This window comes from Bradyrhizobium sp. 14AA (assembly GCF_054185205.1).
This window is the reverse complement of sequence record NZ_JAVAYM010000009.1, coordinates 134,947-147,467: the sequence shown is the minus strand read 5'-3', so window position 1 is coordinate 147,467 and position 12,521 is coordinate 134,947. Positions and strand designations below refer to the sequence as shown.

The window sequence follows — 12,521 nt, the reverse complement described above, 5'->3', positions numbered from 1 at the left end:
AACGCAGCCAGCGAATCCAATCGAAAGCCCAGATCAAGTTCATGCCCGTCCGCCAGCTTCCAGAACAGGTCGTCAACCGCATCGCCGCCGGCGAGGTGGTCGAACGTCCGGCGAGCGTGGTCAAGGAACTGGTCGAGAACGCGATCGATGCCGGCGCGAGCCGTATCGACGTCTTCACTGACGGCGGCGGGCGGCGGCGGATCGGCATCACCGATGACGGCGGCGGCATGACTGCCAAGGACCTCGCGCTGGCCGTCGAGCGCCATGCCACCTCCAAGCTTGACGACGAGGATTTGCTCCAGATCCGCACCCTCGGATTCCGCGGCGAGGCGCTGCCCTCGATCGGGTCGGTGGCGCGTCTGTCGATCACGACGCGGCATGCCGGCGAGCCGCATGCCTGGGCGCTCACCGTCGAGGGCGGCGAGAAATCCGGGATCATGCCGGCGGCACTGGCGCACGGCACGCGCGTCGAGGTCAACGACCTCTTCTACGCGACGCCGGCCCGGCTGAAGTTTCTGAAGACCGATCGCACCGAGGCGGAAGCCATTCGCGAGGTGGTGCGGCGCCTCGCCATGGCGCGGCCCGACGTCGCCTTCACGCTGGCGGGCGAGGAGCGCGCGCCGGTGACCTGGGCCGCGGCGCTGCCCGGCGCGGCCGGACGCCTGACGCGGCTCGGCGATATCCTCGGGGCTGAATTCCGCAGCCACGCCATCGAGGTCCATGCCGAGCGCGAGGGCATCGTCGTCGCCGGCTATGCCGCGGCGCCGGCGCTGACCAAGGCCAATGCGCTCGGGCAATATCTCTTCGTCAACGGCCGCCCGGTGCGCGACAAGCTGATCCTAGGCGCCGTGCGCGCGGCCTATTCCGACTATCTGCCGCGCGACCGCCATCCGGTGCTGGCGCTGTTCGTCACGCTCGATCCACGCGAGGTCGATGCCAACGTGCACCCGGCCAAGACCGAGGTGCGCTTCCGCAATGCCGGCCTCGTGCGTGCGCTGATCGTGCACGGGTTGAAGGAAGCCCTCGCGCGCGAGGGCCGCCGCACCGCCGCCAACAGCGGCGAGAGCGCGCTGTCGGCGTTCCGGCCCGCCTTCACGCCGCGCCCCGCAAGCTGGGACTGGCGTGCCTCGCCATCCGCCCCCGTCGCGCCGATGTCGTCCTTCGAAGGCGCCGCGGCGCCCGCCTTCGCCGAGCGCGCGCAGGCCGCGTTCGATGTCGGCGCACCGAGCGCGGATGTGCGCCTCGAGACGCAGCCCGTAGCGGATCTCGTCGACCGCCCGCTAGGCGCCGCGCGCACCCAGATCCACGAGACCTACATCGTCTCGCAGACCCGCGACGGCCTGATCATCGTCGACCAGCATGCCGCGCATGAGCGCATCGTCTACGAGCGGCTGAAGGCCTCGTTGGCCGCGAACGGCGTGCAGCGGCAGATCCTCTTGATCCCCGAGATCGTCGAGATGGACGAGGCTACGGTCGAGCGCCTGCTCGAGCGCAGCGACGAGCTGGCGTCGTTCGGCCTCGCTATCGAATCCTTTGGCCCCGGCGCAGTGGCGGTACGCGAGACGCCGTCGCTGCTCGGCAAGACCAATGCGGGCGGCCTGCTGCGTGATCTCTCCGAGCACATGGCCGAATGGGACGAGGCGCTGCCGCTGGAGCGCCGCCTGATGCACGTCGCCGCCACCATGGCCTGCCACGGCTCGGTGCGCGCCGGCCGCAGGCTGCGGCCGGAGGAGATGAACGCCCTGCTCCGCGAGATGGAGGAGACGCCGAACTCCGGCCAATGCAATCACGGCCGGCCGACCTATGTCGAGCTGAAGCTGTCGGACGTGGAGAAGCTGTTCGGGCGGAGGTGAGTTACGCGTTGCGTTTCAAAAACACGAATTCCGTGTCGTCATACGCCCGCCGCTCCAATTCCTCGTACCCTTGCGGCGTGACGAATTGCGCGGCCGTCGCCTCTTCCACCACGAGCAACGCGCCCGGCGTGAGCCAGCCACCGTCGCGCAGGCTCGCGAGCGCCTTCTCGGCAAAGCCCTTGCCGTAGGGCGGATCGAGAAACGCCAGCGAGAACGGCTCGACGGGATGCGCAGGGCCAAGATCGGTCGCGTCGCGGCGGTAGACTTTCGTCACGCCGCCGAGACCGAGCGATTCCACATTGTTGCGCAATAGCGCCCGCGCCTCCGCACCGTTGTCGACGAACAGCGTGAATTTTGCGCCGCGTGACGACGCTTCGATGCCGAGCGCGCCGGTGCCGGCGAAGAGATCGAGCACGCGCGCGTCCGGAATCGGATCGTCGTAGGCGTGCACGAGGATGTTGAACACGGACTCGCGCAGGCGGTCCGCCGTGGGGCGGATGTCGCGCGAGGACGGTGAGGCGAGATTGCGCCCCTTCAAGCGACCGCCGACGACGCGCAACTAGTCCTCCCGCGGCGTCAGGTCGCGCTTGCCGTGATAGCCGCGCTTGGGACGGCGCGGCGGACCATAGCCGTTGGCCTCGTCCTCGTTGCGCTCGCGCGCCTCCTCGCTGCCGGTGCGCTGCACCAGCACGCGGCGGCCCTTGCGGTCGTTGATCACGGCACGCTTGCTGGCGGGTTTCTTCTCGCTCGGCGCGTCGTCGACGCGCTCGGCGGATTTCGCGGGCACGTCGAACTGTGCCCCCGACTTCTCGATCACCTTGTCGCCGAGCTGCTCGCGCAGCACGCGCGAGCGGATCTCCTCGACCTGGCCTTCGGGGACCTCGCCGAGCTGGAACGGGCCGTAGGAGACGCGGATCAGGCGGTTCACCTCGAGCCCGAGATGCGCGCAGACATTGCGCACCTCGCGGTTCTTGCCTTCGCGGATCGCGAACACCAGCCAGACATTGGCGCCCTGGTCGCGCTCCAGCGTAGCTTCGATCGGGCCGTATTTGACGCCATCGACCTCGATGCCGTTCTTGAGCTCGTCGAGCTGCGCCTGCGTCACGTCGCCATGGGCGCGGACGCGATAGCGGCGCAGCCAGCCGGTGTCGGGCAGCTCGAGCGTGCGCGCGAGCCCGCCGTCATTGGTGAGCAGCAACAGGCCCTCGGTGTTGAAGTCGAGCCGGCCGATCGAGATCAGCCGCGGCAGGCCTTCGGGCAGATTGTCGAACACGGTCGGGCGCCCTTCGGGGTCATCATGCGTCGTCATCAGCCCGCGCGGCTTGTGATAGAGGAACAGCCGCGTGCGCTCGCGCTCGGGCAACGGCTTGCCGTCGACCAGGACGACGTCGTTCTTCGTGATGTCGAGCGCCGGCGAGTTGATGACGCGGCCGTTGACGGTGACGCGGCCCTGCGTGACCATCTCCTCGGCATCGCGGCGCGAGGCGAGGCCCGCGCGCGACAGCACCTTGGCGATGCGCTCGCCGGCCTTCTTCGGCTTCGGTGCCTCTTCGCGGCGCGGCCGGCGGTCGAAATCACGATCGCGCTCGCGATAGGCGCCGCGGCCGCCGAAGGCGGGGCGCTTCTCGAAGATCCTGCTGTCGTCCTCGTTGTCGCGGCGCGGACGGTCGCCGAAACGGCCCTCGCTGCGCGGATGCTCCTGCCAGTCCCTGCGACCTTCCGGCCGTCCCTCGCGCGAGCGGTTGAACCTCGGACGATCGTCACCGGAGCGCTCTTCGCGCGGACGCGAGAAACGCGGGCGGTCATCGCCGCCTTCGTCGCGCGGGCGCGAGAAGCGCGGGCGGTCCTCGCCACGGCCGCTGTCGCGACGGTCGTCGCGCTTTTGCCAGGGCTTGTCCTCGCTGCGATCGCGGCCGCCGAAATCCTTGCGCGGGCCCTTGCTGAAGTCCTTGCGCGGCGGTCGATCACCGCGCGGACGATCGTCGCGCTTCTGCCACGGCTTGGAATCGCTGCGCTCGCCGCGCTCGCCGCCGCGCGAAAACTTCCGCTCGCCGTCGAACTTGCGCTCCGGACGCTCGCCACGCGGCGAATACGGCCGCTTGTCGCCAAACTTCCTCTCACCACCGGACCGGCTGGCCGGCCGCGAATCGTCGCGATCCCGGCTGCGCGGCGGACGGTCGTCGCGACCAAAGGACGGGCGGTCACCACGCGGCTTGAAGGGCCGCTTCTCGCCATCGCGCGAGGAGCGATCGGAGAAGGGACGGTCGCCACGCGGCTTGAAGCTGCGCTCGCCACGGCCCTCACCGCCACGGTCGTCGCGCTTGAAGCGCGGACGGTCGCTGAAATCGCGGCGCGGGGCATCGCCCTCCTCGCGGCGGCGGAAGGGGCGGCCCTCGCGGTCGCCACGGGGCGGACGGCTGTCGCGGTCGCCGCGGGGCGGACGCTTGTCGCCGTCGCCCTTGCCCTCGAAGCCGCGCTTGGCGAACTTCTTCTCGGGGCCGCGCGCCTTGCCGGAACGGCCTTTGGCGGGGCCTCGGTCACGCCGGCCGCGGGAATCGTTGTCTTTGTCGCTGTCGCGAGGCATGAATGATCTCACTCAGGGGGTAGCCAGAAAGCATTGTGCGCGCTCGTTCCGAGCCGCATGCTCAGGCAAAATCGGTATCCACTCTTGCTGAAGGCGGAGCTAGTAGCAGGTTTCTGGCGATGATACGAGGCATGAAAGCCCCTTCTTTCATGGATTTGGCGCTTCTGGCGGCCGAAAAGGCCGGAAAATCGGGCGAAGTTCCGATCGGGTGCGTGGTGGTCCGGGATAACGAGGTCATCGCCACCGCCGGTAACCGGACGCTGACCGACCATGACCCAACGGCCCATGCCGAGCTCGTGGCGCTGCGCGAGGCGGCAAAAAAGATCGGCAGCGAGCGCCTCGTGGACTGCGACCTCTACGTGACGCTGGAGCCCTGCACCATGTGTGCGGGCGCCATCTCCTTTGCAAGGGTCAGGCGGCTCTATTACGGCGCGGCCGACCCCAAGGGCGGCGCGGTCGAGTCGGGCGTGCGGTTCTTCGCCGCGCCGACCTGCCATCACGCGCCGGACGTCTACTCCGGGGTCGGCGAGAGCGAGTCCGCGCGGCTGCTCAGGGAGTTCTTCCGCGAGCGGCGCTAACCCTCCGAGAAAAACTCCCGCAATGCCTTCGCCGTGACATCCGGGTTCTCCTCGGTGAGGAAGTGACCTGAGTCCACCGGCATGCCCACGACATTGGTCGCCCATTGCCGCCAGGTGTCGAGCGGGGTGGCGGCGGCCTGCGCGACGCCGGCATTGCCCCACAGCGCCAGCATCGGGACCGTGATCTTCTTGCCGGAATCGAAATCGGCCTTGTCGAGGTCGTAGTCGAAATAGGCGCCGGCGCGGTAGTCCTCGCACATCGCATGCACGCGGGCGGGATCGCGGAACGGGGCGATGTAGTGCTCGAGCGCGCGCTTGTCGATGGCATCCAGCGTCTTCGATTTGGTCTGGCTCGCCATCTTGAAGCGCAGGAAGAACTCGCCGTTGGACGAGATCAGCGTCTCCGGCAGCGGCGCGGGCTGGGCGAGGAAGGTCCAGTGATAGATCTTCAGCGCATAGGCGCGGTTCATCCGCTCCCAGTAATTATAGGTCGGCAGGATATCGAGCACGGCGAGCTTCGACAGCCGGCCGGGATGGTCGAGCGCCAACCGATACGACACGCGGCCGCCGCGGTCGTGGCCGGCGAGCGCGAAGTGGACGTGGCCGAGCCGCTCCATCGCCTCGACCATGGCCTTGGCCATCGCGCGCTTGCTGTAGGGGATGTGCAGCGCATCGCTCTCGGGCATGTCGGACCAGCCGTAGCCCGGCAGGTCGGCGATGATCAGCGTGAAGGCGTCGGCCAGCTGCGGCGCGACGCGGTGCCACATCACATGGGTCTCGGAGAAGCCGTGCAGCAGCAGCAGCGGCGGCCCGCTGCCGCCGACGCGGGCGAAGATGCGGCCGAAGGAGGTGTTGATCCATTCCGAGGCGAAGCCGGGGTAGAGGTCGGCGAGATCGGACATCTTCTGCATCCTTATCTGGTCGTGGCCGGGCAGCCCCGACAAAACAAAAAGTCGAAAACAACCCCATGCACAGTAGCGGTATTATCAGCGGGGTTTCTAACCCCTACAGCTGATTGCGCATTTCTGGAACGTCGATGTGGCGGCGCGGTGGCGCAAATGTCGAGATTCCGGATCGGCGCGTTGCGCGCCGTCCGGAATGACGAGCTAACCCGTGACGAGTTAAGTTTTGGCCTTCTCGGCCTCCACCGCCTGCCAGCCGATGTCGCGGCGGCAGAAGCCCTCGGGCCAGTTGATCCGGTCGACCGCCTGATAGGCGCGCGCCTGCGCCTCCGTGACGGTCTTGCCAAGCGCGCAGACATTGAGCACGCGGCCGCCATTGGCGAGGATCGCGCCGTCCTTCGCGACCGTTCCGGCATGGAAAATCTCGACGGTGTCCCCCTTGGCGGCGTCCTCCAGCCCCTCGATGCGCGTGCCCTTCTGGTAGTCGCCGGGATAGCCCTTCGCCGCCATCACCACGGTGAGCGCGGAGTCCGGATGCCAGCGCAGATCGAAATGCTTCAACTCCCCGTCGCAGGCGGCCAGGAACGCCGGCACGATGTCCGACACCATGCGCAGCATCAGCACCTGGCACTCGGGATCGCCGAAGCGCACGTTGAACTCGAACAGCTTCGGGCCCTGCGTCGTCAGCATGATGCCGGCGTAGAGAATGCCGCGGAACGGGGTGCCGCGCTGCTTCATGCCGGCGACCGTCGGCAGGATGATCTTGGCCATGATCGCGTCGTGGATCGCGGGCGTGACCAGCGGCGTCGGTGAATAGGCGCCCATGCCGCCGGTGTTCGGGCCGACGTCATGGTCGAACACGCGCTTGTGGTCCTGCGCGGAGGCCAGCGGAATGGCGGTCTCGCCGTCGCACAGCGCGAAGAAGCTGATCTCGCGGCCCGGCAAAAATTCCTCGATCACGACCTCGGCGCCGGCCTCGCCAAAGGCGCCCTCGAACATCATGGCGATGGCGTCCTCGGCCTCGCGCACGGTCTTGGCAACGACGACGCCCTTGCCGGCGGCAAGTCCGTCGGCCTTGACGACAATCGGAGCGCCCTGGCTCTGCACATAGGCGCGCGCATCATCGGCGTTGGTGAATCGCTTGTAGGCGCCGGTCGGAATGCCGAATTCGGTGCACAGCGCCTTGGTAAACCCCTTGGAGCTTTCGAGCTGGGCGGGGATCTTGTTCGGGCCGAACGCCTTGATGCCGGCGGCGGTGAGGTCGTCAACGATGCCGGCCGCCAGCGGCGTCTCCGGGCCGACCACGACGAGCTCGACGGCGTTCTTTTTGCAGAAGTCGATCACGGCGGCATGGTCGGCGACATCGAGCGCCACGCACTCCGCCTCGCGCGCGATGCCGGCATTGCCGGGCGCGCACCAGAATTTGGTCACCAGGGGAGAGGCTGCGATCTTCCACGCCAGAGCATGTTCGCGGCCGCCGGAACCGAGCAGGAGAATGTGCATCGAAGGCTCGAAATGAGGGGTTTTGCTGGGGCGGAGGTCGCACGAATCGGGGTGGGGCTCAAGGGGGCGGGCCCACACTCCCCATCGGGACGCGCTACCTTGGCGCGAGCCGAGCATCATCGTGCCGAGCCAGATGCACAAAGTGTGAACCGGGACGCGTCGCGGCTTTCCACCAGCCAAATATTTGCGCTGAGGAGGCTCAAGCGCACGACTGTCATTCACAGCATGGCTTATCTCATTGAACAGTATCGCATTTTTGAAAATTGTACCATGGCGCCGATGCTAGAACTTTAAGGCGCTCAGGCCATCTCTCGCAGGGGCAGCGTCTTTTTCGTGGCAGGGAGGCTCGTGCGGCGCCTGAGTCGCTCAGCTTCTCCACAGGGCCAACCGGGTAGTCTCGTTGCGTCGCTATCTGTGCGAGTGTTATCTGGGAACTCGCAAGAAAGAGGGCAGAGAATGGCGCGCAAGGGAAGGGCTACTTCGGAGACCATCGCGGCCGCAAATGAGAAGGTTGAAAAGGAGGTTGCGCGACGCAAGCGTACAGTACGCAGCTTTCCGGCCGCGCCGTTCGAAGACAGCATCGATTTTGTAAAGAGTATGTTCGAGTTTGGAAGCGGTGAAGCCGTCCGTAGGCTATCGCTGTTCGACCATATCGGCAAGTCACCAGATAGCGGCGCGAGCCGCATGCTGGTAACAAACGCGAACAAGTACGGGCTCATCAAGGGCAACTATGCAAGCGAAACGCTTGAGTTGACGCAAGATGGTTTACGCACTGTTGACCCGCAAATACCCGCACGAGACCAATTGCGTGCAAAGATCAAGCTCTCGATAGAAGACATCGAGATTTTCGCAAAACTCCACGAGCGATTTGTGGGCAGGGCTTTGCCGGCGAAGACGGCGCTGATTGATACAGCCGTGGAGTTTGGTGAAAGCAGAGATGCAGCTCCTGAGGCCGTCGAAACATTTATCCTCAACGCACGATATGTCGGCCTGTTAGCGATGCTGTCTGGTGCTGAACGGCTCGTTTCTAAAGACGCGGCGGTGGATGCCGTTCAACAGCCTGCGGGACAGACGACCTTGGGAGCGCTTCCGTCATCCCTTCTACCGCCCACAACTCCACCGGCCGGCGCTGTCATCACCGCGGATCACGCCAAATTCGAAGCTACGTGCTTCTACATCAGTCCCATCGGCGCAGCTGACAGCGAGTATCGCCAGCATTCTGACCTCTTCATGGGCACGCTCATCGAACCGGCCGTGGCATCGTTCGGTTTGTCACTGGTGCGGGCCGATCAGATAGACAAGCCGGGAATGATCACCAAGCAGATCATGGAATTTCTGGTCAAGGCTCGCCTCGTAATTGTTGATATGTCTTACCACAACCCAAATGTATTCTATGAGTTGGCCATCCGTCATATGATGCGGTTGCCGATCGTACAAATTGTTCGAAAGGCGGACACGATACCATTCGACGTCAACCAGATGAGGACTGTTATCATCGATACCTCTGATATTTACTCGTTCGCTCCGCGCATTGGCACATATCAAACGGATATATCCTCGCACATAAGGCGAGCGCTCGAAGCTCCTGAGGCAGTCGAGACTCCAATATCCACTTTCTTTCCGACACTCCGTGCGGCGCTCACATAGGCACCCGCACCTTAATTGGACAAAAGGCTTATTAATGGGCGCATCAAAGATACCAATTTATGTTTACGTCGACGAATCAGGAAACACGGGGAAGAATATTTTCGATGTAGCTCAGCCTGATTTCTTCACCGCCGCGTTGGTAAGCAAAGGAGATTTTGACCTCCGTTGGGGAGGCCAAGTAAGCGGCATTGCCAAAAAGCTAGGTGCTAATGCTCTTCATGCCAACGAACTCGGACTGGGCCGGCTAGAAGCGATTGCCGACGATCTCTATTCTCTACTGGATACCGCCGGCGTTCATTTCTTTGTGTCGCGGGTAGAAAAACGGTACTTGCTCGCGACCAAGATGTTCGACGTTCTGTTTGACTCCGGAGAGAATGCGGCCGTTCCCTGGCACGCGTACAATATTCGACCGCTGAAAATTATGCTCGCATTTAAGCTCGCGGCAACGATCAACGACGAGATCGCGAAAAACTTCTGGAAGTGCCTCCTACTGCCAAACGAAGATAAATCTCGAGAAGCGCTTCCGGGAATTTGTTCCGCGCTGAAGGCGCAGTTGCATATCTTACCCGATGAACGATCTCGAGAAGTCTTAGGCGCTGGGCTTGATTGGATTATTCGGCACCCCGAGAGCATTCATTTCGCTACGGAGCAGAAGATCGCAAAACAAGGTCACTTTCCTAATCTCGTCGCCTTTGCAAATTTGCTCAGAGGACTCCAGAATTTTTCGGAGCTTTGGAAAAAAAAGATCAAGCGTATTACTCATGACGAGCAAAGCGAGTTTGGCTCAATGCTACAAACTTGGCATGAGATGTTCTCGAACGCCTCGCCCGACGTCATCGAGTGGGCAGGTGAAAGCTATAGTCTCCAATTGGCGCCAGGCAGCGAGTTCGTAATAAGTTCGGACGAACATAGTCCCGGCATCCAAATTGCGGATTTGGCGCTGTGGCTTTATGGGCAAGCTCTCAAAGGTAAAGACCTCCCGGAATCGTGCGCGAGATTGCTGTATCTAGTCCTGCAAAGGGGATGGCACGACGATTTTTCATTCGCTGGTGTTGAAAAGCAGTTGATGGAAAAATGGGGTGAGGTCTTCTTCAAACCGATGGACGGTCAGAAGATCGAAGCTGGCCGTAAGCTCCTCCAATTGTCCGAAGAACGGCGGCAGGCTTCGATGAAGCAATATGAACAAGACGGCGTCGCACCGTTTATGAGAGACGCCCTTCAGGAAGATCGGTTGCTTGGGGATGATACAGATCAGTCCGCTGGATAAGAGCAAATGCCTCCTTCTCACGGTGACAGTGCTGGACTGCACCCCTGAAGTGAGACACGATAATTGCAGCCCGTGTGAGCCTTGCGAAACCCATCACACATGTTGCTCTAAGCTCCGTAAAGCTAGCCGACCGGGCGCCATCAGCGATTCGTCGTCACTTGCAGTCAAATGACGGAGAGCGGTAATTAGGAAAACGATGGGTTTCGCAAGGGCTCAACCCATCCTACAACTACATGCCCTTCGTTGTTAGGAGTCGAGCAGCTCGGCATATTCATGGAGCTTCGCGCCGAGTCGATCGCATCCAAGATGGGCCGTAGCACGGTCCACCGTCCACTCCCGCCGGGATAACGAAGCCGCCCTTAACCCAGGGCGGCGATAGCGGCGGGATCGGTTACATCCACGCGGACGGTAGTCACATATGTGCGAGGACATCTCGCAGCGGCGCGCAGAGCGTCGGCTTCAGTGCGATGAGCGATGCCACTGAAATAGGTGTGACCGTGGGCGTTGCGGAATATGTTGGTAAAATAGATCATATAAATCTCCTAATGTTATTGAATATGCGGATTTTACCCCGATCACCGCGATGTTTCAAATCGCAGACTGGAAAATCTTTCGACGCCCGCAATTCACTCCCTTCAGGGCATTGCATTGTATGTGCAGAATAGGCTGCCAGCGGGCTGCCCTGTCGGATTCAATTGAAGAGGTGAACTCCTTGGCTCGCAACGCTTCCTAGAAGCTTTCTCTCAAACCTGCTTCCCCGCAATGATCTCCTGCAACGTCGCCACATGCCGCGCAAACGCCCCGCGCCCCGCCGCCGTGGCCGTCACTGTCGTCTGCGGCTTCTTCCCCACGAACGCTTTCTCCACCGAGACGTAGCCGGCCTTCGCGAGCGTCTCGATATGCGCGCCGAGATTGCCGTCGGTCGCGCCGGTGAGCTTCTTCAGGCGTGAGAACTCCAAACCAGCCGTCGCAGGCAGCGCGTTCAAGGCCGCCATGATCTTGAGCCGCAGCGGCTGATGGATGATGTCGTCGAGCTCGGCCAGCGCTGCGGACGCCTCCTTGCTGTCGATCATGACTGCCCTGCCCCGCGCGTTGCGACGTCCTCGGCGATGACCGAGACCGCCTTCGGGTTGGTGACGATGCCCATGTGGTTGATGCCGTCGATGACCTTGACGTCAACCGAAGGCTTCACCGCTTGCACGGTCTCGGCATATTTGTCCGAGATCATCATCTCGTCCCCGGCGGCGCCGAAGATCGTGATCGGACGTGTCGTCAAGGGAAGATCGATGCGATAGCCGCGCGTGCCGAAATTGCGCATCAGGCGATCGGAATAGGTGGAGACGAGATATCGCGCCGAATCCTGCGGCACCGCCAAGGCGAGCACCGGAAGCTGCGAGCAGCAGTCGATGCCGAGCTTGCGCAGCGCGGCAAGACCGAAGTAGCGCGGCATGTCGGCGTTGGCCCAGCCGCCGGCTTTCGGCTTGTTGGTCGGCGCGTCATAGCCGAGATAGGGCGCGAGCAGCACGGTGCGCACGAACATGTCCTGCATGATCGGGGTCGCCGCGACACGCAGCGAGAAGCCGGCGCCGGCGGAATGGCCGATCAAGGTCAGCGGCAGATCGGGCGCGGTCTTGCGGACGTGGGCGACGAAATCGACGAGATCATCTTCGAGCTGGCCGACATAACCGATGTCGCCGCGCGTGCCGGAGCCGCCATGGCCGCGGATGTCGAGCGCCCAGGTCTCCACGCCGCGCGCGGCGATCGCATGGGTCAGCGCGTGGTTGACGGTGCCGCTGGAGCCGGAGGAGCCGTGGATGAAGATCGCGCCGCCGCCCGTGGCGGGTCCGTTCGGTGCGTAGTGGCGAAAACCGATCCAGGTGCCGTCGCGGGCCTGGAAGCGCTCGAGCGCGGGCAGCGTGGACCAGTCGATCCCCTTGGCGGAGTCGGAGACCGATCGCATCTCCGGCGGCCGCTCCAGTGGCGTTGCGATCATCGCGGTCAGGATCAGCGCCACGGCGCCGACCGCACACAGGGCCCATTTCAGGCCGTTCAAAACGCCGCGCAGCAGCCGGATCGCCATGACTCAACTCCCTCAAACCCATCAATCAATAGAGAACTCTATATTACAGAGTACTCTTCATATCAATCTCTGGATTGGCGCCGCGCTGCGAAAATCCTTAACGTCGG

The 12,521-nt window shown here is 63.5% G+C and carries 11 protein-coding genes; 4 read left to right on the top strand and 7 right to left on the bottom strand.

Features of this window, described 5'->3' with window-relative positions; translation table 11 throughout:
* Positions 1-41 precede the first annotated feature (41 nt).
* Positions 42-1,853: a DNA mismatch repair endonuclease MutL gene (mutL, locus tag RAD15_RS18365; RefSeq protein WP_458179546.1), complete on the top strand. Its 1,812-nt coding sequence runs from the start codon at positions 42-44 to the stop codon at positions 1,851-1,853.
* 1 nt (position 1,854) lies between these two features.
* Here mutL and rsmD read toward each other — a convergent pair whose 3' ends face one another.
* On the bottom strand, positions 1,855-2,412 hold the full coding sequence (gene rsmD / locus RAD15_RS18360; protein ID WP_458179545.1) for a 16S rRNA (guanine(966)-N(2))-methyltransferase RsmD: 558 nt from the start codon (positions 2,410-2,412) through the stop codon (positions 1,855-1,857).
* Positions 2,413-4,437, bottom strand: a complete 2,025-nt coding sequence (locus RAD15_RS18355; RefSeq protein WP_458179544.1) for a pseudouridine synthase — start codon at positions 4,435-4,437, stop codon at positions 2,413-2,415.
* 119 nt (positions 4,438-4,556) lie between these two features.
* On the opposite strand from RAD15_RS18355, the gene RAD15_RS18350 reads away from it, so the two are divergent.
* Positions 4,557-5,015, top strand: coding sequence for a nucleoside deaminase (locus RAD15_RS18350; protein ID WP_458179543.1), 459 nt, complete (start codon positions 4,557-4,559; stop codon positions 5,013-5,015).
* On the opposite strand, the gene RAD15_RS18345 is transcribed toward RAD15_RS18350, so the two are convergent.
* Together RAD15_RS18345 and purD are read right to left on the bottom strand one after the other, a co-directional pair.
* Positions 5,012-5,917 carry an alpha/beta fold hydrolase gene (locus tag RAD15_RS18345; protein ID WP_458179542.1) on the bottom strand — a complete coding sequence of 302 codons (906 nt, stop codon included), beginning with the start codon at positions 5,915-5,917 and terminating at the stop codon, positions 5,012-5,014. The genes RAD15_RS18350 and RAD15_RS18345 overlap by 4 nt on opposite strands.
* Positions 5,918-6,136: 219 nt before the next feature.
* On the bottom strand, positions 6,137-7,420 hold the full coding sequence (gene purD, locus RAD15_RS18340) for a phosphoribosylamine--glycine ligase (RefSeq protein ID WP_458179541.1): 1,284 nt from the start codon (positions 7,418-7,420) through the stop codon (positions 6,137-6,139).
* Positions 7,421-7,876: 456 nt separating this feature from the next.
* Here purD and RAD15_RS18335 point away from each other — a divergent pair, with 456 nt between their 5' ends.
* Together RAD15_RS18335 and RAD15_RS18330 are read left to right on the top strand one after the other, a co-directional pair.
* Positions 7,877-9,067, top strand: coding sequence for a hypothetical protein (locus RAD15_RS18335; protein ID WP_458179540.1), 1,191 nt, complete (start codon positions 7,877-7,879; stop codon positions 9,065-9,067).
* A 34-nt stretch (positions 9,068-9,101) separates the two neighbouring features.
* Positions 9,102-10,334: a DUF3800 domain-containing protein gene (locus RAD15_RS18330; RefSeq protein WP_458179539.1), complete on the top strand. Its 1,233-nt coding sequence runs from the start codon at positions 9,102-9,104 to the stop codon at positions 10,332-10,334.
* A gap of 359 nt (positions 10,335-10,693) precedes the next feature.
* Here the strand turns inward: RAD15_RS18330 and RAD15_RS18325 are convergent, their stop codons facing one another.
* The 3 genes from RAD15_RS18325 to RAD15_RS18315 form a co-directional block, all read right to left on the bottom strand.
* Positions 10,694-10,867, bottom strand: coding sequence for a hypothetical protein (locus RAD15_RS18325; RefSeq protein WP_458179538.1), 174 nt, complete (start codon positions 10,865-10,867; stop codon positions 10,694-10,696).
* 210 nt (positions 10,868-11,077) lie between these two features.
* Positions 11,078-11,377, bottom strand: a complete 300-nt coding sequence (locus tag RAD15_RS18320) for a winged helix-turn-helix domain-containing protein (protein ID WP_011090236.1) — start codon at positions 11,375-11,377, stop codon at positions 11,078-11,080.
* A 26-nt stretch (positions 11,378-11,403) separates the two neighbouring features.
* Positions 11,404-12,414 (bottom strand): alpha/beta hydrolase, encoded by a 1,011-nt coding sequence (locus RAD15_RS18315; RefSeq protein WP_458179537.1) that lies wholly within the window; start codon positions 12,412-12,414, stop codon positions 11,404-11,406.
* Between the last annotated feature and the right edge of the window lie 107 nt (positions 12,415-12,521).

What these genes read in the sequence shown, in the direction of transcription:
- mutL (WP_458179546.1), top strand. Translation starts at nt 42, where the DNA reads ATGCCCGTCCGCCAGCTTCCAGAACAGGTCGTCAACCGCATCGCCGCC.
- RAD15_RS18355 (WP_458179544.1), bottom strand. Translation starts at nt 4,437, where the DNA reads ATGCCTCGCGACAGCGACAAAGACAACGATTCCCGCGGCCGGCGTGAC.
- RAD15_RS18350 (WP_458179543.1), top strand. Translation starts at nt 4,557, where the DNA reads ATGATACGAGGCATGAAAGCCCCTTCTTTCATGGATTTGGCGCTTCTG.
- RAD15_RS18345 (WP_458179542.1), bottom strand. Translation starts at nt 5,917, where the DNA reads ATGTCCGATCTCGCCGACCTCTACCCCGGCTTCGCCTCGGAATGGATC.
- purD (WP_458179541.1), bottom strand. Translation starts at nt 7,420, where the DNA reads ATGCACATTCTCCTGCTCGGTTCCGGCGGCCGCGAACATGCTCTGGCG.
- RAD15_RS18335 (WP_458179540.1), top strand. Translation starts at nt 7,877, where the DNA reads ATGGCGCGCAAGGGAAGGGCTACTTCGGAGACCATCGCGGCCGCAAAT.
- RAD15_RS18330 (WP_458179539.1), top strand. Translation starts at nt 9,102, where the DNA reads ATGGGCGCATCAAAGATACCAATTTATGTTTACGTCGACGAATCAGGA.
- RAD15_RS18325 (WP_458179538.1), bottom strand. Translation starts at nt 10,867, where the DNA reads ATGATCTATTTTACCAACATATTCCGCAACGCCCACGGTCACACCTAT.
- RAD15_RS18315 (WP_458179537.1), bottom strand. Translation starts at nt 12,414, where the DNA reads ATGGCGATCCGGCTGCTGCGCGGCGTTTTGAACGGCCTGAAATGGGCC.